This window comes from Ruegeria sp. CDSA034 (assembly GCF_059612275.1).
Genome location: NZ_JBXWQH010000002.1, coordinates 277,887 through 302,261, shown reverse-complemented (window position 1 = coordinate 302,261; position 24,375 = coordinate 277,887). Strand labels below are relative to the sequence as shown.

The window sequence follows — 24,375 nt, the reverse complement described above, 5'->3', positions numbered from 1 at the left end:
CAATAGCAAAATCCCGACACCTGTCATCGAACAAGGCGCCGGGATTTCAGTTTTTCACTTACCTGTCACGGAAAGGGCAGGGGTCAGTTTCCGGCGCTTTCCATTTTGCGGTGGGCAACGACCTCTTCCAGCCAGCCAAGATGCATCTCGGGGACTGAGCTGAGCAGCAGGTCGGTATAGTCGTCGAACGGCGGGCTCAGTACCTCGCTTTTCGACCCGTAGCGAACCACGCGACCCTGATACATCACTGCGATACTGTCGCTGATTGCGCGCACCGTTGCCAGATCGTGGGTGATGAACAGGTATGCCACATCCTCGATCTTTTGCAGGTCCAGCAACAGCTTGAGGATGCCGTCCGCCACCAGAGGATCAAGCGCCGAGGTGACCTCGTCACAGATGATCATCTTGGGCTTGGCTGCCAGCGACCGCGCGATACAGACACGCTGTTTCTGACCACCTGACAGTTCCGCCGGATAGCGGTCCATGTACTTTTCGCCCAGTTCGATCTCATCCAACAGTTCGACGATCCGCTTGCGTTTTTCGGCACCGCGCATGTTGAAGTAGAACTCCAGCGGGCGTCCAATGATCGTACCAACCGTCTGGCGTGGGTTCATTGCCACGTCAGCCATCTGGTAGATCATCTGCAGCTCGCGCAGGTCTTCACGGCTGCGGCCCTTCAGATCGCCACTAAGCTTGCGGCCAGCAAAGGTGATCTCACCATCGCGCGGCGGCAGCAAGCCTGTGATCACCCGCGCCAGTGTCGACTTGCCCGAGCCGGATTCGCCGACAACCGCCAGTGTCTGCCCCGGATGAAGTTCGACATTGACGTTGTGTAGCACGTCGAAATTCAAACCCTTGTAGCGCGCGGTAATACCTTCGACACTCAATACCGATTCCGGTGTGGGTTTTTTCTCTTCGTGCTCGATCGAGCGGACCGAAACCAGCGCCTTGGTATACTCTTCCTGCGGGTTGTTGATGATCTGGTCGGTATTGCCATACTCGACCGTATTGCCCATCCGCAGAACCATGATGTCATCACTGACCTGAGCAACAACGGCGAGGTCATGCGTGATGTAGAGCGCAGCCACGCCGGTATCGCGAATGGCCTCTTTAATCGCCATCAGAACGTCGATCTGAGTGGTCACATCCAGTGCTGTGGTCGGTTCATCAAACACCACAAGATCAGGCTCGGGGCATAGCGCCAGCGCCGTCATGCAACGTTGTAGCTGACCGCCCGAGACCTGGTGAGGATAACGATCACCGATATTGTCCGGATCGGGCAGCCCCAGCTTGGCGAACAGTTCACGCGCACGGCCTTCGGCCTCTTTACGCGAAAACTTCTTATGTTCGACCGCAGCTTCGACCACCTGATCCATGATTTTCTTGGCCGGGTTAAACGACGCGGCCGCGGATTGCGAGACATAGGCAACCTCGCCACCACGCAGATTGCGGATATCGCTGTGCGGAGATTTCAGAATGTCGCGCCCGTTGACCCAGACTTCGCCACCGGTCAGTTCGACACCACCGCGGCCATAAGCCATAGACGCCAAACCGATGGTCGATTTACCGGCACCGGATTCACCGATCAGCCCCAACACCTTGCCGCGTTCGAGGTCAAAGCTGACCCCGTGCACGATTTCGATGTCATGGGGCTTTTCGCCGGGCGGATAGACGGTCGCGCCGATCTTGAGGTTGCGGACCTTGAGAAGGGTATCACTCATCCCCGGCCTCCTTTCAGCGATGTGGTACGGTTCAGAACCCAGTCAGCCACAAGGTTGACCGAGATGGCGAGCGTTGCGATGGCGACAGCGGGGTACAGGGCCGCGCCGATGCCATAGACGATCCCGTCCTTATTTTCCTTCACGATCCCGCCCCAGTCCGCCAGCGGCGGCTGGACGCCCAGACCCAGGAACGACAGGGTCGAGATGAACAGGACCATGAAGATGAACCGCAGCCCGAATTCAGCCACCAGAGGTGATAAGGCGTTTGGCAGGATTTCCCGGAAGATGATCCAGCGACGACCTTCACCGCGCAGCTTTGCGGCTTCGACATAGTCCATCACGTTGATGTCCACGGCGACCGATCGAGACAATCGGTAAGGACGTGTGGCGTCCAACAGCCCCATCACTAGGATCAGGATTGGAACGGTCACCGGAACAATCGCCAGGATAACCAGTGCCAGGATCAGCGTTGGGATCGACATGATCAGGTCAACCATCCGGCTAAGCGCCTGGTCAGCCCAACCACCCAAAACCGCAGCCAATAGGCCCAGCGAAGTGCCTGTGATAAAGCTGAGGATCGTAGCCATCGCAGCGATAAAGATTGTCGTGCGACCACCATAGATCATGCGTGTCAGCAGATCGCGCCCGATATTGTCCGTGCCCAGCAGATGCTCGGCGCTTGACGGTTCCCACACATCACCGACCACTTCGGCCATTCCGTAAGGGGCGATCAGCGGGGCTGCGATGGCTATGAAAAAGTACAGTCCGGTGAAAAACAGACCGACGGCGGCCGAAATAGGAATGTTCTTCATCATTTCGGATGCCTCAGTCTTGGGTTGGCAAGGATAGACACAATATCGGCAACCATGTTGAGCCCGATATAGACCGCGGCAAAGACGACGCCGCAGGCCAGAACGACTGGCACGTCACGCTTGGTCACCGAATCCACCAGATATTGCCCCATGCCGGGATATACGAACACCACTTCAACAACGACGACGCCCACAACCAGATAGGCCAGGTTCAGCATCACAACGTTGACAATGGGGGAAATCGCGTTGGGAAACGCGTGGCGCGCAATGACCTGAAAATTCGAGAGGCCTTTCAGTTCGGCCGTTTCGATGTAGGCCGATTGCATCAGGTTCAGGATTGCAGCGCGGGTCATTCGCATCATCTGCGCCAGAACCACCAGTGTCAGAACGAAGGCAGGCAAGGCGATGGCATTGAGCTTTTGCCCGAAGGACATTGTGTCGTTGATCATTGCGAGTGAGGAGAACCAGCCCAGTTTTACTGAGACGAAGTAGATCACCACGTAACCGATCAGGAATTCCGGGATCGAAACCGTTGTCAGGGTGATGGCAGAGATCAGTTTGTCAGGCCAGCGGTTGCGGTACCGAACGGCCAGAAGGCCTAGAAAGATAGCAAGCGGCACGGATACGACGGCTGCAGCACATGCCAGGAAAAGGGTGTTCCCTAAGCGCTTTCCGATGCTTTCTGCGATGTCGAGTTTGTTGGTCAAAGACTGACCCAGATCGCCCTGCAGGATGCCGCCCAACCATTCGAAATATCGGGTTAAAGCGGGACGGTTGAGGCCCATTTCCTCGCGCAGGTTTGCCAGCGCCTCGGGGGTTGCGGATTGGCCAAGGACCGCTTGCGCAGCGTCCCCAGGCAGGGCTTCGGTGAGGCCGAAAATCAGAGCCGATGCACCGAAGAGAAGCAGGAGTCCCAGCGCGAGGCGCTGGGAAACCAGTTTGATGATAGGATGCATTATCCGTGGGCCCTATCAGGCGAACCACATCTTGCGTGACATGTTGCCATTCATCATCTCTTGGGTCGGGTCGCTTTCCCAACCTTCGAGCTGATTGGTGACGCCTTCGACAAAATCGTTGAACATCGGGCAGATCAGACCGCCCTGGTCGCGGACCATCATGCCCATTTTGCTGTAGATGTCCTTGCGTTTGTCGTTGTCCAGTTCGGCCCGTGCTGCAAACAGCATTTCGTCGAACTCTGGCACCTTGAAGCGGGTGTCGTTCCAGTCGGCAGTCGACAGATACGCTGTCGCGTACATCTGATCCTGCACCGGACGGCCACCCCAATAGGATGCGCAGAACGGCTGAACGTTCCAGACCTCGGACCAATAGCCATCGTTGGGCTCGCGCTTGATTTCCAGCGGGATACCGGCCTGAGCCGCGCTTTGCTGGAACAGGGCCGCTGCGTCAACGGCACCCGGGAAGGCGCCATCTGCGACACGCAGGATGATCGGCGAACCGTCATGGCCCGACTTCGCATAGTGCTCTGCCGCCTTTTCAAGGCTGTAGTCACGTTGCGGGATAGAGCCGTCAAACAGCGGATATGCCGCATTGATCGGCATGTCGTTGCCAATTGTGCCATAGCCGCGCAGAACCTTGTCGACCAAGTCCTGGCGGTTGATTGCGTGTTTTAGCGCCAGCCGCAGTTCGTTGTTGTCGAACGGCGCGGTGTCGCAATGCATGATGAACACATAATGTCCACGGCCGGCGGTCGAGTGCACCGTCAAGTTCGGGGCGCGGCCCAGCAGATCGGCAACCTTTGGTTCAACGCGGTTGATCGCATGAACCTGACCGGACTGCAGAGCAGCCGTACGGGCAGTCGCATCGTTGATGACAATCACTTCGACGCTGTCAAAATTGCCGAAATCGGGGTTCCAGTGGTTGGCGAACTTCTTGAACACGTGGCGCACGCCCGGCTCGTCGACTTCCAACTGGTATGGTCCGGTGCCAATGCCCGCACCTGGGTTTTCCATTCCACCATCAGGCTGAATGATCAGGTGATAGTCGGCCATCAGATAAGGCAAGTCGGCATTTGGCTCGGTTAGTGTGACCTGGAAATTGTCGCCATCGGCCTTCATTGACTCGATGCCCTTCATGATACCCAGGGCACCGGACTTGGAGTCTTCGTTCGAGTGGCGCTCCATGGTTTTCAGCACGTCTTCGCTGGTCATGGTCTTGCCGTTGTGGAATTCGACGCCCTGACGCAGTTTGAACGTCCAAACTTTGGCGTCCGCGCTGCCTTCGACGGCTTCAGCCAGGCGCGGCTCGATCGACCCGTCGGGCGCAACTTCCACAAGCTGGTCACCGAATTGTTTGCCGTTCTGGAACGGCACCGAGCTGGCATAGGTCGCCGGATCCAGCGAATTGGTGGATTCGCCGCCCTGCAGGCCAAATTTCAGGTCGCCGCCCTTCTTCGGTCCTGCCGCGCGCGCAGCGTCAGCGAACATGGTGCTGGCCATCGCCGCCGACACACCCAGAGCCGCCGCTTTCCCCATGAATTCGCGACGGGTCAGTTTGCCCGCAGTGACCTGACCGGCCATGTGAGTGAGTTGTTCGTTCATTTAGTGATCTCCCAGTTGATTGAATTTCAGCCCTTCCCGGGCATTTTTATTGACGCATGAGTCAAGTTAGGCGCATTTCGGTCTACCGAGCAAGGACAAATGTCTGACCTTTGGCCACCAAAATATCACATCTGGTTTCGTGGAACGGCGTCCTCCGTTTGTTTAGAGAATACCAAGGTTTCGTTTTCAAAGGCACTTATTTGCGCCTTAAGAAAAAAGCTCTCTCGATCCGACCACATTTCGCAGGATGTTTCCGTGCGCAGGTCTATCCCGTCCCGACTGATCTCCTGTGTCCAGCGGCACTGCCCGTGGGCGGATAGCGGGTCGTCGGGGTGGATGGTCCAGCGTTCATATGCAGTGCCACCATGCGTAAGCCCGTGGTGATTGTCCGTTACGCGACCGAAATCGTCTTCGATGATCAATCGGGTTTCACCTGAATTCAAGTCAGTCTCCACCCGGCGAGAGTTGCTGCTGTCCCGCAGGGTCGTCACATCAATCGGGGTTTCAGAATCGGGCGGCTGAAACACATGCTCATCATCACCCGCGGTCGGCCGGTTCGGGATCGTGATCTTACCACCTGTCAGGTGCAGTTCGACGGGTTCAGGCGCTGGCCAGATCAGTGGCCAATACGCGCTAGACACAGCCACCCGCACGCGATGCCCTTTGGGAACGCGATAGGCGATGTGATCCAGGTCCAATGAGATTTCGTAGGGCGCTCCGGGCGTCAACGGAGTTGGTTGCGCGTGGCAATCTCGGTGCGACAGGTTCAGAACGCCATAGGTGATCCGGGTTGAGGCCCCATCCGGATGGACATGATTTAACCTAACGGCAATCTGTGCCTGCGGTTGGTCGGCACTGACATTCAGGCAAATGCGCGGAGCGCCGACAATATCCAGATCTTCCGACAAAGGCGGGCCATCGAAACAGGCGGACAACGCATCATCGGCGCGCTGATCGCCGGGCATGTCGGGTCCCAGCCAAATTGCGCAATACTCGCCGCCATCCATGCCGCAGGTTTGCGGCGACTGGACACGCATATCCAGCGGCTCATCTTGCCCGAGCCCACCGTTCGACAGGCTCAGTGTCAGGTTGGACAAATGCGAGGTCGCGCCGGCTTGCTCGCTGATCCAGCGCCCGGGTCTGTTGTTGTACCACCGCTTTGGGCGGACGCCGTCCATCAGATACGCTCGATAGTCTGGGTCGGTTTCAACGCCGCTATCCAGACCCTTCAGCCAGTGATCCCACCAACGCAGCGCCTCTTGCAGAAAACCGATCCTCGGTTCGGGCACTGCGAAATGCGGGTATTTGTGCACCCATGGCCCCACGATTCCCTTGACCGGAGCGCTAAGCTGTTCGACCAGCAGCGGCACGGTATTCTTGTACGCGTCACCCCAGCCGCCTATGGCCAACGTCGCCGCGCGGATCGCGCTGAAATCTTCGCAGACAGAGCCATGCTGCCAATAGGCGTCGCGCGTCTGGTGGCGCAGCCAGATCGAGGGTAGGAACGGTTGGTTTTCCAAACGCTCAAGCCATAACTCCCGCCAGTTGGGGCGCAGCGTAGGGTCCGGTGCGCGGGATGAGTAGGACCACATGGTCGCGCCCCAACCCAGGTTTTCATTCAGCAAGCATCCGCCCTTAAAGTGGATGTCGTCTGCGTAACGATCTGCGGTTGAACACAGGGTGATAATTGCTTTCAGCGGCGCGGGTCGAAGGGCAGCAACCTGAAGCGCGTTGAACCCGCCCCAGCTGATTCCCATCATCCCAACGGTGCCCGAACACCACGGCTGATCCGCCAGCCATTTAATTGTGGAAACGGCATCCTCCAGCTCTTGCTGGGTGTACTCGTCTTCCATCAACCCTTCGCTGTCTCCATTGCCGCGCATGTCCGCACGAATGCAAGCATAGCCGCGTTTGGCAAACCATGGATGGGTCAGGGCATCCCGCGTCGCCGTGCCGTCGCGCTTGCGATAGGGCAGGAACTCCAAAATGGCCGGAACGGGGTTGCTGTCCGCATCCACCGGGCGCCAGACACGCGCTGAAAGACGACATCCATCCGGCATCACTATGCCGACATCCGGTAGATCTTCGATATCGCATAGCGAATTGGGCGAGCGAGTCATTTCGGAAGTCTTTCGGTCTTTGTCTTTTTGCAACGTACTAAAATCGTCAAATCACTGTTTGATTGCGACAACAAGGTCCATCACGTTCGTTCCGGTTGGGCCTGTCACCAGCAAAGCCCCGGACTTGTCCAGAAAACTACCACTGTCTGCCTGCTGCAAGGCGGTCTCGGCCCCTTTGCCCCAAGTTTTGCCGTCGACTACGGCTCCGGCCGCATTGGTTGGGCCATCGGTGCCATCGGTACCACCGACAACAACAGTCAAGTTTGGTGTTCCAGCTATTTCCCGGGCGAGTGCCAGCGCCAGAGCCTGATTACGCCCTCCACGGCCCGGCTTGTCCGGCAAAACCACCGTTGGTTCGCCGCCGAAAACCATGACGCCGGGGGGCATATCCCTCAGGCGCTTCCCCAGATTGGATGCGATTTGCAAGAAGTCGTCATGCAGGCATTCTTCGTCAGCCAGCAATTGCAATCCGTCTCGGCGCGCCATTTCTGCGGCTGCCAAGCGTGCATGGGCGTTCGAAGCAACGATCTTGGTCGAGGCGTCAAATTTGTAAGTGACGGGCAATGCACCAATTCCCGATCCGATGACGTTCAGGTCGTCCCCGGGAACATCCGAGATTGCCAGAACGGTCGCTTTCGCCCCGTCGAAATGGGACAACAGCCCGCCGCCCTTGATCCGCGACAGCTTTCGACGCTCGGCATTCATTGCGGTGATATCCAAACCTTCGGCCAGCAGCCTTGTGTTCAATTGCTCCAGATCTGCCAAAGAGTTACCCGGCAGTAAGTCCTCTGCCAAAGATGATGCCCCGCCCGAAACCAGCAGCAGCACATGGGAACCAGGTGTCATCGCCTCGATCGCTTCGCGCAGGGCGCGGCCACCGCCCAGGCTGCGTGTGTCCGGAACTGGATGAGAGGCTTCGATCAAGTGCACATGTTCCGGCAGGTCGCGCCCATGATCGTCCTTGGTGACAACCAACGTCGGACGCGGGCCGAAATGGTCCAATGCCGCGCTGGCCATCGCTGCGGCTGCCTTGCCGACGGCCAGTATCCGGTCGGGTGTTTGGACCTCATCCAGAGCAGCTTTGGTGGCTCGTTTTCCGTCAACCGCATCGACACCGGCCTGCCAAATACGAATTGCCTGTTGCCTTTGGTCCATCAGCTTTCCATCCAAATTGTGACCGGTCCATCATTGACCAGCTCTACCGCCATGTCGGCCCCGAACTGCCCGGTTTCGACGGGCACGCCATGGGCCTGCAACCGCCGCGCAAACTCTTCATAAAGGCGCTGCCCCACATCAGGGGGGGCTGCCTCGGAAAACCCCGGTCGGTTCCCGCGCGAGGTATCGGCGGCCAGCGTGAACTGGCTGATCACCAACGCCGAGCCACCCACATCCACGACAGAGCGGTTCATCTTACCTGTGTCATCTTTGAAAATACGCAGCTTTGAAACCTTGGCCGCCAGTTGTTCGACCTTTTGTTCGTCGTCACCTTTCATCGCACAGACCAGGATCATCAGCCCCGGACCGGACTGCCCAACCGTTTGTCCGTCAACCGAGACTTTTGCCCGGGAAACTCTCTGTAAAAGTGCACGCAAATCTGTTCTCCGTTTGGTGGCGTGGTTATCCGACCCAACGAGCGATCTCGCCCAGATCGGCTCGGTCGGTTCGAAACCCGTTCGCAGGGTGGTCTGCATCCGAGTATCCGAATGAGATTGCGCACAAGATCAACCGATCATCGGGAATGTCGAAATACCGGTGCAGAAACTTGCCATAGCTGGCCACGGCGGCCTGAGGGATTGTGGCCACTCCCAAGGCTTGCGCGGCGAGGGTGAAGGCCATGACAAATCCACCACTGTCCATTGCTCCGTACGCGCCAAGTTCCTTAGGGCTTGAGATGATCGCACAATGGGGCGCACCGAAAAGGGTAAAGTTTTCCATCATTTGCTTGGCCGAACCGGCGCGGTCCCCGCGCTGCACGCCCACGGCTTCGTATAATGCCCAGCCACATTCGCGACGTCGCTCCTGATATATACCGGTATACGCCGTCGGGAACGGCAGGTCGGGTTCCGGTGCGCCGGTTGTGACTTCGTTTTGCAGCGCCTTTCGAAAAGCGTCAGTCTCGGCTCCACTGGTGATCACGATGTTCCAGGGCTGCGCATTACACCAGCTGGGCGCACGGGACGCGCTGGTCAGAATCTGTTTGATCTGGTCTTTGGGAACGGGTTCAGGTCGGAACGCCCGGCAAGAATGTCGCTCAGCCAGCAATCGATCCAAATCGGATAGCGTCACTCTGCTCCCCCTTCGTGTAGCCGAGGCGCAGGATGGCGGTAGGATCGGTGATATTCAAGCGGTTAAAAGGGGACAGGTGCTACTGCTGACCAGTTGCCATGAGGTATCCGACACCCGCTGCAACCAGCAGACCCAACACAACAGCGATCGTGATCTTGATAGCGGACCAAGGGCGTTCGCCCTGAACACGCCCCGTTCTGCCGTTCACAACGAAACGATAGGTCTGGCCCCGGTATTTGTATGCGGCCAGCCAGACAGGTAGTAAAATATGTTTGAAGGTTACATTTTGCACATCCGTGTCGATTGCGTGAATGCGCTGCCGGTCTCCGCCGATATCAAAACGCACATCCCGCTCAATTACGCGGGCCATATGCCCGCGCGCTTCGGTATACCCGTCCTGCAATTCGACTGTATAAGCCTCGGCCCGGAATCCCGCCAGATACTCCGGCTGGTAAGGTTCAAGCGCCGGCAAGTCCCAGGGTTCCAATGCGTCAGTATAGCGTTTCGGCAGTGACTGGGACGCGAGCACAAGAACATCGTCAAAGAACCGGGCAACCCGACCGGATTTTGGGGACCACCGCACCTTTGCCACCTGCTGTTGCACGCGCTTGCCGTCACGCATGACGGTCTGGGTCTCGTAATACACCGTGCCCCGCTCGCCGCGATAAGCTGACTTGGTATCCGCGTCGAAGGTCCAGTAGGGGACGTAAATCCCCTGCATCTTGCGACCTTTGCGGGCATAATCCTTCAACCCGTTGGGCGCGAACCACAACTTGCCAAGCCAGCTCGACATCGCCTTATGAGCCGAACGTTCATCCAGAGCAAAGGGCAACACGCCTTTTGGCTTGATATGCCGGTTAACTCCCGTCTCCGTGACTACCGGAGTGGCACAGAACGGGCATTCGGCCGCATGGGTGTTCGGGTCAAACTCGACCTCAGCTGCGCAGTTCGGGCAGGACAGAACCCGCGTTTCCTCGATCTCTGCTTCCGGCAGCTTGTTCGCCAGCGCCGCGTTGAAATCCAGTTCTTTCAGGCTGGCACCGCCCCACGGTCCGGCACCTATGGATTTCGAATGCCCGCAATGATCGCAGGTCAGGGTTCCGTCGCCCGGATTGAACCGATAGTCCGAGCCGCATTGCTCGCAGGGAAAGCGGTGTTCGTCTGTCATGGGTGAACCTTGATTGGAGGGGGGTATTTTCCGGGCCCGATAATCAGGCGCACGATCAACGCAGCGAGGACGCAGATCAGAATGAACTGGAAAGAGTTCTCGGCGAGCCGCCACCAGCCATAATCAGTCAAAATGCCGTTTTCTTCGATTGTTCCGTTAGCGTCGCCAAAGCCAAACCTAGTGTCGGGGTTCTGTGACTTTCGCCAACCACGGTAGCGGCTTATGGCAACCCAAACGGCTACAAGGCCAAACCCGATTCCTGCGCCCCAACAGGCTGCTCGGACATAACCAACCTTGCGCCGCATCATGACGCGCAAAAACGGCTTGACGAACAGCCAGCAAATGAAAAGAGAAATAGGCAACCCAAATAACGCATACCAAAAAACAAGGGACAGCGAGTTCAGGTCAAGGCCGCTTCGATATTCGTTTGAGAAAACTGGTACGCCAATAACGCCGACCCACCCCAAAAGCGCAGACAGCTTGACCGCGCACGCGATATCGCGTTGGGAATATGGAGCCATTTGATCGGCGTTAGCCACAGGGTTAGGCCCCAGGAGGCGGCGGGGGCAGGATGGTAAACAGCTGCGCAAGCTCCTGCACGTCGCCCGCTTTTTTCCACCCGTCCTGACCGGCGGTCCAGACATGGGTATCGCGGGTGATCTCACCATCAGTCGCCATGCGGCCCATCTTGGCCTTGGAAAACGGCCCGCTGGTCTGCCCTTCCACTGCGATATGCCAAACATGCTCAACCGGAGGAGGGGGCGGTGCCGCATGTGCGGTCGGTTGCGAGGCAGCGGGGGCGGAACCGCCCCACGGTCCGCTTGGTTGACCCGCTGCCATGTTTGCCATCTGGTTGGCCATCGCCATGCCCATACCCATGCCTAGGCCTGCACCCATGCCGCCGCCCTGACCGGGGTTGTTGGCTGCTGCGGTCATCGCTTCGGCGGCGGAATACTGGGTGAACTTGCCCAGATCGCCTGCCAATCCCATCGACGTCCGCTTGTCCAACGCAGCCTCGACCGCAGACGGTAGCGAGATGTTTTCGATGTAGAATTCCGGCATCTCCAACCCGTAACCTTCTAGAACGGGCGAGACCTCGGCCGCAATCAGCTTGCCCAGATCGGCGGTGTTGGCGGCCATGTCCAGCACCGGAATGCCCGACCCGGCAATTACGCGGCTGAACTCCTGCACGATGATATTACGGATCTGAAAGCTGATCTCATCCATCGTGAATTCACCATCGGTGCCCACGATTTCAATCAGGAACTTCGCCGGGTCCTTGACCCGGACCGTGTAAGTGCCAAAGGCACGGATACGGGTCGGTCCGAACTCCGGATCGCGCAGCATGATCGGGTTCTTGGTGCCCCATTTTAGATCATTGAACCGCGTTGTGTTAACGAAATAGATCTCAGACTTGAAGGGCGACTGAAATCCGTGATCCCAATGCTGCAGCGTCGTCAGGATCGGCATGTTGTTGGTCTCAAGCATATAAAGACCGGGCGTGAACACGTCTGCCAGTTGTCCCTCGTGCACGAATACCGCTGCCTGTCCTTCACGCACCGTCAGTTTGGCGCCGTACTTGATCGCATGCCCTTCACGCTCGAAACGCCAGACCATTGTGTCACGGGTGTCGTCGACCCAGTGAATGACGTCGATAAATTCTCCGGTCAGAAAATCGAAAATACCCATTGGGGTCTCCTTTTCTTGGGCTCAGAGCTGCTGGCCCATCAATTCGCGTGCAATAATCCGTACCACGGGGCGGGCGTCCTCGGCTGTCACACCGGGCTCAAGTCGCGGATCGTAGAGCATTGTCAGAAGTTTCTCATCATGGCTGGTCAACAGCGCAAACTCGTCATTGTCGTTGAATATCGACGGCCGTGCCGCCGGGCTGTCATTGGACAATCCAAGCCCCTGCGCAATTTCCTCGTGGATGCAGCTGCGCCGGGTCAGATCCGGCAGTTCAGCCCGGATGAGCGTGACAGCCCGCACAAATTTATACGGTGAGGTATTGGTAGGAGACGCAAAAACAAGACAATCAATATTGGCGCGCGGGTTTGCAACCAAATCCAGTGAAGGCGTGCTGATGCCGGGAATCAGCTGTTTCAGGCGTTTCACCACATAGGCGCTGTCATCTTTGCCGGCGAAGAAGACATGGAAATTGGCCTTGCGATTGACAACCGAGATTGGATGATCCGTCAATTTGCTCAGCCGTTCCGCAAACGCTTCGACGTCGGCGGAGTCTTTTGCGCGTATCTCGGGTGTCACGGACGGGGCGAACTCGGTCTGAATTCGCACAGGTCCTGCCCACCGGCTAAGCTGTCCGTCCGTTCGCCGAATGCGTGTAGTTACAGCGTGATCGGGGTATTCGCTGTAAAAGGCTATAGCCTCGAAATTACGGGCAAGATCATCGGCATCATAGGGTGTGTCGGGACCGCCTCCGTCCACGCGCAACATATCGCGGGTCAGCAGGTCACGTTCGACCCGCTGATAGAACCGGGCCAGATCCTGACTTGCCGCAGACGGGGGAACATAAGCATTGGGTGCTGGTGCAGGTGCCACCGGGCGCGGTTGCGGCACAACGGACGACGTCAGCGCCTCATCACAATTGGCCAGCGCTAACAGCGCCACCATACCCAACAAGGGTTTCAGATATCCCGGCACCTGCACGTCCAGCCCGCCTTTAGCTCGAAACCGCAGTTCCAGCGTTGTCGCCGACGCCGTCTTTGCGCGCCTTGGCAGAGGCAAGGGTGTCGCGCAGCTCGGTCTCCATCTTCTGCAGTTCCTGTTCGGCTGCGGCGCGTTTGGCCTTGCCTTCGTCAGCAATTGCAAGACTTTCGTTGATCGTACCGATCAGGTCGGCATTGGCTTGCTTGACCGCTTCGATATCAAACACACCGCGCTCCATTTCCTCGCGGATCATCTTGTTCGACTCACGCAGGTTCGCCGCGTTCGAGGTCAGCAGCTCATTCGTCAGGTCATTCGCATCACGCACGGCCGCGGCCGCCTCGGCGCTACGCTGGATGGTGACGGCCTGCGCCAGTTGCGTTTCCCACAACGGCACGGTGTTGACGAGGGTTGAGTTGATCTTGGTCACCAGCGACTTGTCATTTTCCTGCACCAATCGGATCGAGGGCAGCGATTGCATCGTCACCTGTCGCGTCAACTTCAGGTCGTGAACACGCCGTTCCAGATCATCCCGCGCTGCGCGCAGGTCACGCAGCTCTTGCGCTTTCATAACTTGTTTGTCTTCGGGCGCGGCCTGAACTTCGGCTTCTTTTTCGGGGATGTTCTGGCTGTCCAGCTCGGTCAGTTTTTCTTCACCTGCTGCGATATACAGCGCAAGCTCGTCATAAAAGCCCAGCGTCTTTTCATACAACAGGTCCAGCGACTTGATGTCTTTCAGCAGCGTATGTTCGTGGCCCAGCAAATCGTCGGTGATCCTGTCGATCTGCCCCTGAACGTCTTCAAACTTGGCGGTAAACTGGGCGAAAGGTGCAGCCTTGCCCAACAGCTTTTCCCACCAGCTGCGTTCGCGCCGGACGTCCAGCTCACTGACTGAAAATCCGCGGATCGTCGTGACGATATTGCGCAGGCTATCCCCGGCGGGTCCGACATCTTTGTTGCGGACATCCGCCAACATGGCCTGGCTGATTTCCTGCAATTCCGCCTGGGCAGACGATCCGAACGCGACGATGGAATTGGTGTTATCCATGTCGATCTCATCCATCCGCTTGCGGATTTCGGCGCTGACAGGTTCGTCGGCTTCCTCAAGCAAGACGATTTCGGCGGTCGGGTCGGGCAGGGTGACAGCGGTCACTTCCTGCACCAGCGTTTCAGCCTCGACCGCCTTGTTCTTGATGTCATCGGACATGGGGTAATCCTCTCTCAAATTGTGGCCGGTCAGTCCAACCGGACGCCTTCGCGTTGCAGCCTTTCGCGCAACACATCAATTTCAACCGTCAGATCACTGCGGTCGTCCAAAAGCAACTTGCGGGTACGCGCCGCGAAATTCTGTTCAAGATCATCCAGGAGGGACGAATAATCCTCCAACGCCTGCGCATCGCGGGTGCGGGCATAAACGTCAGCAAACTTGACCGTCGCGTCACGCGCGCCCTTTAAGTAAACGGTCAGGTATTTACGCGCACCGGCCAGATCGCGGGGGTCTTCCTCGACCGTGCGGAACAGGTCGCGGGCGGTATCCTGAAAGCGTTCAACCCGGGCCTCGATCCTGCGGTCGCCAGCGCGTTTGATGGCGTCGGTCATCTCGGACAGATGTGTTTCAGCATCTTCCACGACGCGGGCAACGCGGTCTTGCTGGAAAGTGTCGATGCCTTCCATGCCTTTGTCAGTCATCGGATCAATTCCGAAAGAGACAGAGTGCAGGACGCTGGCCATCAAACCGAACAGAATCGGGGCGATCAAGCTGGCTTCAGACGCTGCGGCTGCATCCAGATATTCGGTGCGATAAGCGGCCAATCCGACGCCAAGTCCGGTCAATAGGCTGGAGAATATCTTTCTGGGAAACGCCGGGCGACGGGCTGTGCGGCGAGCGTTGTAGGCGGATTCGGCCCGCAGCCCTTCGCGCAGCAGAAATGCTGCAGCTGTCAAAAGACCCGCTGCGATCAGGCCGATCGTCAATCCGACGGCCCCATCGTTCAGCGACAGAAAAACCAAGGGAACAGCCGGAAGAAACAACAGGTTAGCGCGCGCCCCGGCCGGTTCGACCCGAGCGACGTCAAACTGTCCGCGCGAAGGTTGATTCGGAGACGAGGAGTCGTCCTGTGGGCTGAATTTCCCGCCATACCGTTTGGCCATGTGCTTACAAGCCTCCCAACACGCCGGTGCAGACGCCGAACATCAGCATCAACAACACGACATAGGCCAGTTTTTGCACTCCGGTCCCGGACATGGCGCCCCCCAAAAATGTCCCTTGAGGAAATCTAGGCCATGAGAGGCCGTGGCGCTAGGGGGAAGGTTGCCTAACCTGCGTCACTTGCGAGGTTTCTTGCCGATCGGGGGCCGATTTCGCTGTGGGCGAGCGGGTCGTTTGGCCGGTGCTTCGGGCTCGGCTTCCAACCCTAGTTGATCGCGCATGACCCGACGGCGGATCTCTTCGACTTCGCCGGGTTTCAGGCTTCCCAACTGGAAGGGGCCGTAGGACACTCGCAGCAGCCGGTTCACCGCAAAACCGATATCTTTTATCGCACGCCGAATTTCACGGTTCTTGCCTTCGCGCAGACCGATGGTCAGCCAGGCATTTGCGCCTTGTTGACGGTCCAGCGTGACGTCCATCGGCAAAAAGCGTTCCCCGTCGATCACAAGCCCCTTACGAAGCGGTGCAAAATCCTCGTCCTTGGGGCGGCCATTCACCCGCACGCGGTATTTGCGTAGCCATCCGGTCGAGGGCAGTTCCAACTTGCGCTTGATGCCGCCATCATTGGTCAACAGCAGCAACCCTTCCGAGTTCAGGTCCAACCGCCCGACACTCATGACCCGGGGCATATCCTCGGGCAGTTTGTCAAAAATTGTCGCGCGTCCTTTTTCGTCACGTGTCGTTGTCACCAGACCCGAAGGCTTGTGATACAGCCACAGGCGCGAAGGTTCCGGTTCCGACACCGGTTTGCCGTCGACAAAGATCTTGTCCTTGGCGGTGACGTTCAGCGCAGGGCTGTCGATGGTCTTGCCGTTTACACTCACACGACCTGCTTCGATCATGCGTTCAGCTTCACGGCGCGAGGCAACGCCTGCGCGGGCAAGGACTTTGGCGATCCGGTCGCCTGGAGGAGGGGTTTTGGTCATCCGCAGCCCATAGCGCATCCCGGCCGCTTGCGAAAGACAGGTTTCTGTTGCAGTCAGAGGCATGGTGTTCAGATCGCACATGGATAAGGCGCTGGTTGAAGCGCGCGCTGCGGCGGATCGTGGTGAAGTACCTGTGGGCGCTGTTATTGCCGGCCCGGATGGATCGATCGTGGCCTCTGCGGGCAACCGAACACGAGAGCTGAACGATCCCACCGCCCATGCCGAGATACTGGCCCTGCGTGCTGCATGCGCCGCAGCCGGATCCGAACGTCTGCCCGATCACGACCTTTATGTGACGCTAGAGCCTTGCGCGATGTGTGCGGCGGCTCTGGCAGCGGCGCGTATCCGGCGCATCTATTACGGGGCCGCCGATCCGAAATCAGGCGGCGTTGCTCATGGCGCGCGGGTTTTCACCCATACACAAGCACACCACGTGCCAGAGGTTTACGACGGCATCCGAGGGCAGGAGGCCGCCGAGCTTTTGAAAGAGTTCTTCGCCGCGCGGCGTTAACCTCAAAGAGTAATGGCCTTCATCACCTCGGGTTCGATGACATCGACCCCCGGCAACCCGTCGACCAGCGCCTGAGCTGATTGTTCGAGGATTGGGAAGGTCTTGTAGTGGCAGGGAATCAGGGTCTTGAAGTTGAAATACCGCTTGGCCGCATATGCCGCGCCCTTCATGTCCATCGTGAAGTGACCGCCTGCCGACAGGATCCCGATATCGGGTTTGTAGTAATCCCCCATCCAATCCATATCGGCCATGATGTCGGTATCGCCCGAGACATACAGCATGTGCCCTTCCGAGGCGATCATGTACCCGACCTCGCTGCCGCCGGTACGCAGCCCATCAGGTGTAGAAAAGGTCGAGCTGTGCGAGGCTGGCACCATCGACACTTTGACGCCGTTCAGGTTCACGGTGCCGCCCTTGTTGTAGCCAATAGTTTCCAGCCCCTCAGACTCGTTCCAATACCCCATCAGGTCGTATTGTCCGACCACGGGGATGTTCAGGTGCTTGGCCAGCGATACGACATCGGCGACGTGATCGAAATGTGTATGCGTCAGAAGGATATGAGTCGCCCCGTTTAGAGCGTCATCATGCTGTTCCTCGGACAAGACTGGGTTACCCGTCAGCCAGGGGTCGATCAGCAGAACCTGTCCGCCGGTTTCGATGCGGAAACTGCCGTGTCCCAGCCAAATGATGTTCATGAATTCATCCTCCCAAAACAAACTGTTGGCATTAACTTAGCATCGGCTATGTAAAAGTTCATGGACTGGTTTCAGGAAATTGATGGCTATTGCGAGCGCTTGTCGCCCGCCTATTGGGCCGAACCGATAAACGCGGTGACAAACGCGGCGTTTCTGATTGCAGCATTTGTCATGTGGCTGCGTGTGCGCGGGCAGGGGATGCCGTTGGCGATGGTGCTGGTCGTCATTCTCGCCGCTATCGGGGTCGGCAGTTACCTGTTCCATACCCACGCGCAGGTCTGGGCCGCCATGGCGGATGTTCTGCCGATTTTGCTATACATCCTGGTCTACATCTTCGCGATCAACCGGGAAGTCTGGCACATGCGGCCGCTTACGGCCGGGATCGTGACGGCGCTGTTCGTTCCCTATGCCGCAGCGACGGTGCCCCTGTTTCAGGTGGTTCCGGGTTTGGGTGGGTCAGCAGCCTATGCCCCGGTGCCGCTGCTGATCTTGATCTATGCGTTTCTTTTGCGCCACCGGGTGCCGGACACCGCCCGTGGTCTGGCCATCGGGGCGATGATCCTGATCGCATCGATCACCTTTCGTGCGCTGGACGAACCCATATGTGGGCAGATCCCGTTTGGCACGCATTTCATGTGGCACATCCTGAATGCCCTCATGCTGGGCTGGATGATCGAGGTGTATCGCAGGCACCTGACCCGCGCGACTCAGGTCTGAAACGCTGCGGCCAGTTCTGCGGGCAGGTCAAATTCAGACAGCACACGTGCGCGGCCTTGATCCGACATCTTGCGCGCGGTTTTCTCGACGATGCTTTGGATTTTCTCGGCCGAGTGCTTTTCGGCGAACGGTGCGAAATACCATTTAAGGAAAACGAAACAGATCACATCCTCCAGCGCCTGCACCTCGTCGTCACGCTTGATGCCCTGTTTGCGCAGCATCCGACCGGCAGATTCCACATCATCGGAAGAGTAGCTGTTCTGCTCCATAAGCCCCATCACGACCGCGGCGTGGTGGACGCCCTGCGCCTTGCGCCAGGCCAGATATCCAGCGCGACCTTCGGGGAATTTACTGCGCGCCAGTTTCCACCGCTCCACATGCTGACCCCGCGCTGCAATCTGCAACGGGTCAGAGGCGTCCGGGAACAACCTGTCCAACTCGGCGCTCATGCGCTGACCATATAGCAGTTCAGTGGGCTGGCCGTCTTCGAGGTTGGGGTCGTGTGAGTTGGCCGCATCAATTGCGTCCAGAACAGCTTGCTTGCGCGCGTCCATCTTCCGCTCCGTTGGCTTGCCGGGTCTGCAGGGCAGGCCGGCGGGTTACTTGTGGACCACCGTAGCGATACGCCGCGCGGAACGCAGCAGGCAATTGCCGGGCCGGGGCATTTGGACCCAACCCGGTTTTTGCGGGCTAAATTACTTGCCCGGTTTGTTCTGATCCTGAGTGACAGGTTCCGACACCTGATCGGGGAAAATCAGGCTGCGGGTCAGGGTGTCCATGCTTGGGCCAAAAGCGCCCGCCTGAGCTTGCGCAGCAAGAACCGTAGTGGCCAGTACAAAGGCAGTCATGAACGTTTTCATCGTTTTTCTCCATATAAGGCTGTGCCGTATCATATGAAATGAACAGTTCAGTTCAGTATTTCAAGATGCGAAGTGAACTAATTGGTTCATTTTTTGCATGGGAGTAATTAGAAATGAATGATCGGACAGGATTTATGGACCTTTGCCATGCGCTCAAGGGTGGATCAGCGCCTTGGCGGTCTTGCGACCCGGCGACCAGACAGGTAAATGCCCCCTAACGCATATGAGGATATCCGATGTCGATTGACCAAAGCAACGCCGCCAAGGTGGCCAAACTGGCCCGGATCAAGGTCGAGGATGACGCGCTGCCTGCGCTGGCATCCGAATTCAACACCATCCTTGGCTTCATCGAACAACTCAACGAGGTTGATGTCGAAGGTGTCGAACCGATGGTTTCGGTCGAGCCGATGCGCCTGAAACGCCGCGAGGATGTGGTCACTGACGGCAACCAGCAAGACAAGGTTCTGGCCAATGCCCCTGATGCGCGCGAAGGGTTCTTCGCTGTTCCCAAAGTTGTGGAGTAAGACATGAGCGATCTGAACAAACTGGGCCTGGCCGAAGCGCGCGACGCACTGCGCGCTGGCGACGTAACCTCTGTCGAGCTGACCGAATCCTGCCTGAAGGCGATCGATGACGCCGACGCGCTGAACGCTTTTGTACATAAGACGCCCGAAATCGCGCTGGAACGCGCCAAGGCGGCGGATGAGCGGATCAAAGCAGGCGATGCGCCGTCGATGTGCGGCCTGCCAATTGGCATCAAGGATCTGTTTTGCACCAAAGGCGTACCCTCGCAGGCGGCTTCTAAAATCCTCGAAGGTTTCAAGCCCGAATACGAATCTACTGTGTCTCTGCAGCTGGCAGACGCAGGCGCGGTTATGCTGGGCAAGCTGAACATGGACGAATTCGCCATGGGCTCGTCTAACGAAACTTCCGTGTACGGCAACGCGGTCAGCCCGTGGCGCCGCGGCAATGACGATGCGCAACTGACACCCGGTGGATCGTCCGGTGGGTCGGCCTCGGCCGTCGCGGCCGATCTTTGTCTGGCCGCCACCGGCACCGATACCGGCGGCTCGATCCGCCAGCCTGCTGCATTTGTTGGCATTACTGGCATCAAGCCGACCTATGGTCGTTGCTCGCGCTGGGGCATCGTTGCGTTTGCTTCTTCATTGGATCAAGCCGGGCCGATGACCAAGAACGTGCGCGACGCTGCGATCATGCTCGAGACGATGTGTGGTCACGACCCCAAGGATTCGACCAGCACCGAACTGGCCGTGCCGAATTTTGAGGCGATGCTGACCGGCGATATCAAAGGCAAGAAGATCGGTATCCCCAAAGAATACCGCATGGAAGGCATGCCTGCCGAGATCGAAAAGCTGTGGGCCGAAGGCGCCGAGATGCTGAAAGCAGCAGGCGCCGAGATCGTCGACATTTCGCTGCCGCACACCAAGTATGCGCTGCCCGCATACTACGTGATTGCACCGGCCGAGGCGTCCTCGAACCTCGCCCGCTACGACGGTGTCCGCTATGGCCGCCGCGCGCAGCTGGCACAGGGCGACGGCATCACCGAGATGTACGAAAAAACCCGCGCCGAAGGCTTTGGCCACGAAGTGCAGCGCCGTGTCATGATCGGTACTTATGTGCTGTCAGCGGGGTTCTATGATGCCTACTATAACCGCGCCCGTAAGGTGCGGACACTGATCAAGAAAGACTTCGAAGATGTCTTCGCCGCAGGGATCGACGCAATCCTGACGCCTGCTACCCCGTCGGCGTCCTTTGGTCTGGGCGAGATGACCGAGGCGGACCCGGTGCAGATGTACCTCAACGACGTCTTTACCGTGACAGTGAACCTTGCCGGTTTGCCCGGTATCTCGGTTCCCGCAGGTTTGGACCAACAGGGATTGCCGCTGGGTCTGCAGCTGATCGGCCGCCCGTGGGAAGAAGGCGATTTGCTGAACACAGCTTATGCGTTGGAAAGTGCCGCCGGGTTTGTGGCCAAGCCGGGCAAATGGTGGTAATCCTCGGATCAGGCAAGACCAGCTAAAACGGAGCAGCTGAATGCGCTTTACGCTTCTGATCCCCGCAATCGGACTTGTGGCCGCCTGCAACACGGTGGCCCCGGTCCAGGGTACTGGATTTAACACGCCTCAATATCAGGCACAGCGCGAGGCCGCGCTGGCCGGGCCGGGCTACACCGGCAACCCATTGACCGGCCCTGCTGAAGTGTCAGAACAACAACTGGGCGCACCCGGCAGCACCCCAACCGGGGATAACGCTGATATCGCGTCGGCAACGGCGGCTGCATTGGCCAACACGTCGGGGCAAAGCACGTTGACGCAAGTCCCGCTGTCTGCCGCCAGTAACAATGCGATCTCCGACGAACAGGATTTCGCGGCTGTATCAGGACGTCGCACGATCGAAAACGACGCGGCCCTGATTCAACAGAACCGCCAGACCTACGAAGTCGTCACCCCAACTGCTGTTCCGCAGCGCGGATCGGACGGCCAGCCTAACATCGTGCAATACGCTTTAAGCACATCGAATCCAGTTGGTACACAGCTTTACAGCCGCGCTGGTTTCAATCTTGAGGCCAAGGCGCAGCGGAATTGCGCCAAGTTCCCGTCGCCTGACCAAGCTCAGATCGAGTTTCTGGCCAACGGCGGCCCGCAGCGTGATCGCAACGGTCTGGACCCGGATGGGGATGGGTACGCATGTGGCTGGGATCCAAGTGCATTCCGCAGTGCCGTCAACAACTGATCCACAAGCGCCAATCTGGCACGCTTCGCCTAACTACGGACCACGCAGGGACGGGCTGAAGCCGTCCCTGATCGTTTTGCACTATACGGCGATGAACAGCGCGCAAGAGGCGCTGGACAGGTTGTGTGACCCTGTCCACGAAGTTTCGGCGCATTACCTGATTGGGGGCGACGGGACGCTCTGGCACATGGTGCGAGAAGAGGACCGCGCGTGGCATGCCGGGGCCGGAGAATGGAGCGGTCAGAAGGATATCAACTCCCGTTCGATTGGCATCGAGCTGGACAACACTGGCAGGCACCCATTTTCAGACCTGCAAATGCGCAGGCTGGAACAGTTGTTGCCTCAGATCATGCATCGCTGGAGCATTCGACCATACGGTGTGATCGGTCATTCCGACATGGCACCCGGACGCAAATTTGATCCCGGACCGCGATTTGACTGGCTGCGGCTCGAGCGCAACAAACTGGCCGCGCCGCGCGGACAAAACGATGGCCCGCTAGATGCGCCGATGGATCAGTTTCGAATTCTGGCACAATCCGCCGGCTTCAGCGCTGACGTAGACGACGAAACTTTGCTATCCGCCGTTCGTCTGCGATATCGTCCTTGGGCTACAGGGCCGTTGCAGAGTGCTGATCTCGTACCGATGACCGCCCGATCCTGATCCGCGCTGCACTCTTGACGCAGCCTGTCACAAGGCATACCCACCGCTTGCGCGGAGGGCCGGATGGCCGCTGGGGCCGCAAGGCCCGAGAGGAAAGTCCGGACTCCACAAGACAACGGTGCCGGGTAACGCCCGGGCGGGGCAACCCGACGGAAAGCGCCACAGAAATCAGACCGCCCCGGACTTCGGTCCGAGGTAAGGGTGAAACGGTGGGGTAAGAGCCCACCGCGCCGCTGGCAACAGGGGCGGCACGGCAAGCCCCACCGGGAGCAATGCCAAATAGGGTCCCCGCGCGGGCAGGTCGGCGTAAGCCGATACCGCCGCTAGGCACGTCCTGGCCAAGAGGGACCGGGTTGGCAGCTTGAGCCGCGCAGCAATGCGCGGCCTAGAGGAATGGTCATCGAAGGGGGCAACCCCGGAACAAGATCCGGCTTACAGGCCCTCCGCGCATAACTCTGTTCACTTACCGGGCGGCGTGTAAGCCCCGGTCAGCTTGGCGGCCTTCTTTGTAATGGCGGCAAAGTCCTTCGCCTTCCAGGCGCGTACTGTTTCAACGTTTGATACTGCACCCGAGGCCGCAACGGCCATTCCAATTGCTACTGCGTCAGTGCCATCCGGAACTTCGCTTACGACCACCACGTCATTTTCGCCGGTCGTCATGTAAAAAGCCAAAAGCTTGCCGCCGACTTTTTTCAACAACGCCCGGACGGCCGCCGTGCGGTCTGCAGGCTTCTTCAGCATTCCTTTGACGCCATCCTGCGAGTAGGTCGCGTAAGTTATGAAAATAGGCATAAGTCTTCTCCTTGTTTCAATGGTTTGGAACGCTGAAATTGGCCTGTTCCGCGGCCTGAAAACGGGACTAAAAAATGCTCATAAGGGCGTTCAGGGCGATCCAGAAACCCACTGCGATTAGCCCAAGACCGGTCAGGGTGGGCAACCATCGTGCACCCGGCAGAAGCTTTTCCAATGCGACGTAGACCGCGATTCCGGCAATCCAGTACAGGTTCATGATCCCGCCGACGAACAGCAGCGCCATCAAAGCCCAGCAACAGCCCAGACAGTACAGCCCATGCAAAGCACCAATTCGGAACGCACCATATGCGCCGGGTTTGTGATGATCGGCGATGAATCGGGCAGGGCTTTGACAATGCCGCAGACAGGCGGACTTGAGGTCCGACAACTGATACGCGCCTGCCGTAATCAGGACGCAGCCAGCAAATGTTTTGGACCGGATTGTCATCATTGGACCATCGGACAGCCCGATGCTTTCCAGCCCCCATTGCAACCCCGTCGCGGCAAGGCTGAATATAGCCCAGGCGATCAGGTAGCCTGCGAGAAAGCAAAAGCTGAACTGCGCGGCCTTGTCACGTTCGGGTCCCGCACGCTTTATCGCCGAATACAGCAAGACTGCGGGTGCAGCGCTGGGGGTCATCATCGCGATCATCATGACCCACCACATCAGAAAAATCAGGATTACGTATTGCACGCCCCAACTGGGCGCTTCGCCCATGTGCATGGGTTCTCCGATCGGACCCGCCATATTGGTCATTTCGCTGGCCGTCATGTTCATGCCGATCCCGGCGATGGTGTACCAGGCTGCAAACAGAACAATCAGCGACACACCGAACAGCACGATGACCCGCTCACGCCGCATAAGCCACTCTACCGCCCCAGTGCGGGGCGGTGTGGGATGGGATGTCATGATGACCCCCG

Annotated in this window: 26 protein-coding genes and 1 other RNA gene; 7 read left to right on the top strand and 20 right to left on the bottom strand. The window is 58.4% G+C overall.

The window, feature by feature from the left end; genetic code table 11:
- Nucleotides 1-83: 83 nt before the first annotated feature.
- The 15 genes from AC2FLJ_RS05420 to AC2FLJ_RS05350 all read right to left on the bottom strand — a co-directional run bounded on the left by AC2FLJ_RS05420 (nucleotide 84) and on the right by AC2FLJ_RS05350 (nucleotide 16,464).
- Nucleotides 84-1,721, bottom strand: a complete 1,638-nt coding sequence (locus tag AC2FLJ_RS05420) for an ABC transporter ATP-binding protein (RefSeq protein WP_058275603.1) — start codon at nucleotides 1,719-1,721, stop codon at nucleotides 84-86.
- Nucleotides 1,718-2,533 (bottom strand): ABC transporter permease, encoded by an 816-nt coding sequence (locus AC2FLJ_RS05415; RefSeq protein WP_058275739.1) that lies wholly within the window; start codon nucleotides 2,531-2,533, stop codon nucleotides 1,718-1,720. The genes AC2FLJ_RS05420 and AC2FLJ_RS05415 overlap by 4 nt, the downstream gene beginning before the upstream one ends.
- Entirely contained in the window at nucleotides 2,533-3,489 is a 957-nt protein-coding gene (locus AC2FLJ_RS05410) for an ABC transporter permease (protein ID WP_058276793.1), read from the bottom strand. The genes AC2FLJ_RS05415 and AC2FLJ_RS05410 overlap by 1 nt, the downstream gene beginning before the upstream one ends.
- Nucleotides 3,490-3,504: 15 nt before the next feature.
- Complete coding sequence (locus tag AC2FLJ_RS05405) at nucleotides 3,505-5,091, bottom strand: ABC transporter substrate-binding protein (RefSeq protein ID WP_058275605.1); 1,587 nt, start codon at nucleotides 5,089-5,091, stop codon at nucleotides 3,505-3,507.
- A gap of 125 nt (nucleotides 5,092-5,216) precedes the next feature.
- Nucleotides 5,217-7,211: a CocE/NonD family hydrolase gene (locus tag AC2FLJ_RS05400; protein WP_496704722.1), complete on the bottom strand. Its 1,995-nt coding sequence runs from the start codon at nucleotides 7,209-7,211 to the stop codon at nucleotides 5,217-5,219.
- 51 nt (nucleotides 7,212-7,262) lie between these two features.
- The gene (locus AC2FLJ_RS05395) at nucleotides 7,263-8,366 is read right to left on the bottom strand and encodes a glycerate kinase type-2 family protein (RefSeq protein ID WP_496704720.1); all 1,104 of its coding nucleotides are present in this window, start codon (nucleotides 8,364-8,366) and stop codon (nucleotides 7,263-7,265) included.
- Nucleotides 8,366-8,803, bottom strand: a complete 438-nt coding sequence (gene dtd / locus AC2FLJ_RS05390) for a D-aminoacyl-tRNA deacylase (RefSeq protein ID WP_058275607.1) — start codon at nucleotides 8,801-8,803, stop codon at nucleotides 8,366-8,368. Before dtd ends, AC2FLJ_RS05395 begins: the two co-directional genes overlap by 1 nt.
- A gap of 25 nt (nucleotides 8,804-8,828) precedes the next feature.
- Entirely contained in the window at nucleotides 8,829-9,497 is a 669-nt protein-coding gene (locus tag AC2FLJ_RS05385; RefSeq protein WP_496704718.1) for a nitroreductase, read from the bottom strand.
- A 79-nt stretch (nucleotides 9,498-9,576) separates the two neighbouring features.
- Nucleotides 9,577-10,665 (bottom strand): TFIIB-type zinc finger domain-containing protein, encoded by a 1,089-nt coding sequence (locus tag AC2FLJ_RS05380; protein WP_496704716.1) that lies wholly within the window; start codon nucleotides 10,663-10,665, stop codon nucleotides 9,577-9,579.
- Nucleotides 10,662-11,186, bottom strand: a complete 525-nt coding sequence (locus AC2FLJ_RS05375) for a hypothetical protein (RefSeq protein ID WP_496704714.1) — start codon at nucleotides 11,184-11,186, stop codon at nucleotides 10,662-10,664. The genes AC2FLJ_RS05380 and AC2FLJ_RS05375 overlap by 4 nt, the downstream gene beginning before the upstream one ends.
- Before the next feature lie 22 nt (nucleotides 11,187-11,208).
- A complete protein-coding gene (locus AC2FLJ_RS05370) occupies nucleotides 11,209-12,354 on the bottom strand; it encodes an SPFH domain-containing protein (protein WP_496704712.1) in 1,146 nt (381 codons plus the stop codon).
- A gap of 21 nt (nucleotides 12,355-12,375) precedes the next feature.
- A complete protein-coding gene (locus AC2FLJ_RS05365; RefSeq protein WP_496704948.1) occupies nucleotides 12,376-13,296 on the bottom strand; it encodes a DUF2927 domain-containing protein in 921 nt (306 codons plus the stop codon).
- A gap of 49 nt (nucleotides 13,297-13,345) precedes the next feature.
- Entirely contained in the window at nucleotides 13,346-14,536 is a 1,191-nt protein-coding gene (locus AC2FLJ_RS05360; RefSeq protein ID WP_496704710.1) for a toxic anion resistance protein, read from the bottom strand.
- A 29-nt stretch (nucleotides 14,537-14,565) separates the two neighbouring features.
- Nucleotides 14,566-15,480, bottom strand: coding sequence for a 5-bromo-4-chloroindolyl phosphate hydrolysis family protein (locus tag AC2FLJ_RS05355; protein WP_282119050.1), 915 nt, complete (start codon nucleotides 15,478-15,480; stop codon nucleotides 14,566-14,568).
- A gap of 174 nt (nucleotides 15,481-15,654) precedes the next feature.
- Nucleotides 15,655-16,464, bottom strand: a complete 810-nt coding sequence (locus AC2FLJ_RS05350) for a pseudouridine synthase (RefSeq protein WP_496704708.1) — start codon at nucleotides 16,462-16,464, stop codon at nucleotides 15,655-15,657.
- A gap of 61 nt (nucleotides 16,465-16,525) precedes the next feature.
- On the opposite strand from AC2FLJ_RS05350, the gene AC2FLJ_RS05345 reads away from it, so the two are divergent.
- On the top strand, nucleotides 16,526-16,975 hold the full coding sequence (locus tag AC2FLJ_RS05345; RefSeq protein ID WP_108859360.1) for a nucleoside deaminase: 450 nt from the start codon (nucleotides 16,526-16,528) through the stop codon (nucleotides 16,973-16,975).
- 2 nt (nucleotides 16,976-16,977) lie between these two features.
- Here AC2FLJ_RS05345 and AC2FLJ_RS05340 read toward each other — a convergent pair whose 3' ends face one another.
- Nucleotides 16,978-17,670 (bottom strand): metal-dependent hydrolase, encoded by a 693-nt coding sequence (locus AC2FLJ_RS05340; protein WP_496696051.1) that lies wholly within the window; start codon nucleotides 17,668-17,670, stop codon nucleotides 16,978-16,980.
- Between the two features lie 60 nt (nucleotides 17,671-17,730).
- Between AC2FLJ_RS05340 and AC2FLJ_RS05335 the strand changes: the two genes are divergently transcribed.
- On the top strand, nucleotides 17,731-18,387 hold the full coding sequence (locus AC2FLJ_RS05335; RefSeq protein WP_496696050.1) for a ceramidase domain-containing protein: 657 nt from the start codon (nucleotides 17,731-17,733) through the stop codon (nucleotides 18,385-18,387).
- Here the strand turns inward: AC2FLJ_RS05335 and AC2FLJ_RS05330 are convergent.
- Nucleotides 18,378-18,941 (bottom strand): DUF4202 domain-containing protein, encoded by a 564-nt coding sequence (locus AC2FLJ_RS05330; RefSeq protein ID WP_496704705.1) that lies wholly within the window; start codon nucleotides 18,939-18,941, stop codon nucleotides 18,378-18,380. The two genes, AC2FLJ_RS05335 and AC2FLJ_RS05330, sit on opposite strands and share 10 nt — an antisense overlap.
- Nucleotides 18,942-19,082: 141 nt before the next feature.
- Nucleotides 19,083-19,247, bottom strand: a complete 165-nt coding sequence (locus AC2FLJ_RS05325) for a hypothetical protein (protein ID WP_186437502.1) — start codon at nucleotides 19,245-19,247, stop codon at nucleotides 19,083-19,085.
- Between the two features lie 236 nt (nucleotides 19,248-19,483).
- On the opposite strand from AC2FLJ_RS05325, the gene gatC reads away from it, so the two are divergent.
- The 5 genes from gatC to rnpB all read left to right on the top strand — a co-directional run bounded on the left by gatC (nucleotide 19,484) and on the right by rnpB (nucleotide 23,113).
- The gene (gatC, locus tag AC2FLJ_RS05320; protein WP_058275619.1) at nucleotides 19,484-19,771 is read left to right on the top strand and encodes an Asp-tRNA(Asn)/Glu-tRNA(Gln) amidotransferase subunit GatC; all 288 of its coding nucleotides are present in this window, start codon (nucleotides 19,484-19,486) and stop codon (nucleotides 19,769-19,771) included.
- Between the two features lie 3 nt (nucleotides 19,772-19,774).
- Entirely contained in the window at nucleotides 19,775-21,262 is a 1,488-nt protein-coding gene (gatA, locus tag AC2FLJ_RS05315) for an Asp-tRNA(Asn)/Glu-tRNA(Gln) amidotransferase subunit GatA (protein ID WP_496704703.1), read from the top strand.
- Nucleotides 21,263-21,302: 40 nt separating this feature from the next.
- Nucleotides 21,303-22,001 carry a hypothetical protein gene (locus AC2FLJ_RS05310; protein WP_108859365.1) on the top strand — a complete coding sequence of 233 codons (699 nt, stop codon included), beginning with the start codon at nucleotides 21,303-21,305 and terminating at the stop codon, nucleotides 21,999-22,001.
- Nucleotides 21,946-22,662 (top strand): N-acetylmuramoyl-L-alanine amidase, encoded by a 717-nt coding sequence (locus tag AC2FLJ_RS05305; protein ID WP_496696512.1) that lies wholly within the window; start codon nucleotides 21,946-21,948, stop codon nucleotides 22,660-22,662. The genes AC2FLJ_RS05310 and AC2FLJ_RS05305 overlap by 56 nt, the downstream gene beginning before the upstream one ends.
- A 51-nt stretch (nucleotides 22,663-22,713) precedes the next feature.
- An RNA gene (rnpB, locus tag AC2FLJ_RS05300) (RNase P RNA component class A) lies at nucleotides 22,714-23,113 on the top strand.
- An 8-nt stretch (nucleotides 23,114-23,121) separates the two neighbouring features.
- Here rnpB and AC2FLJ_RS05295 read toward each other — a convergent pair.
- Both AC2FLJ_RS05295 and AC2FLJ_RS05290 read right to left on the bottom strand, forming a co-directional pair.
- Nucleotides 23,122-23,454: a GYD domain-containing protein gene (locus AC2FLJ_RS05295; protein WP_058275623.1), complete on the bottom strand. Its 333-nt coding sequence runs from the start codon at nucleotides 23,452-23,454 to the stop codon at nucleotides 23,122-23,124.
- A gap of 67 nt (nucleotides 23,455-23,521) precedes the next feature.
- Nucleotides 23,522-24,364 carry a DUF2182 domain-containing protein gene (locus tag AC2FLJ_RS05290; protein WP_496704701.1) on the bottom strand — a complete coding sequence of 281 codons (843 nt, stop codon included), beginning with the start codon at nucleotides 24,362-24,364 and terminating at the stop codon, nucleotides 23,522-23,524.
- Nucleotides 24,365-24,375: the final 11 nt, after the last annotated feature.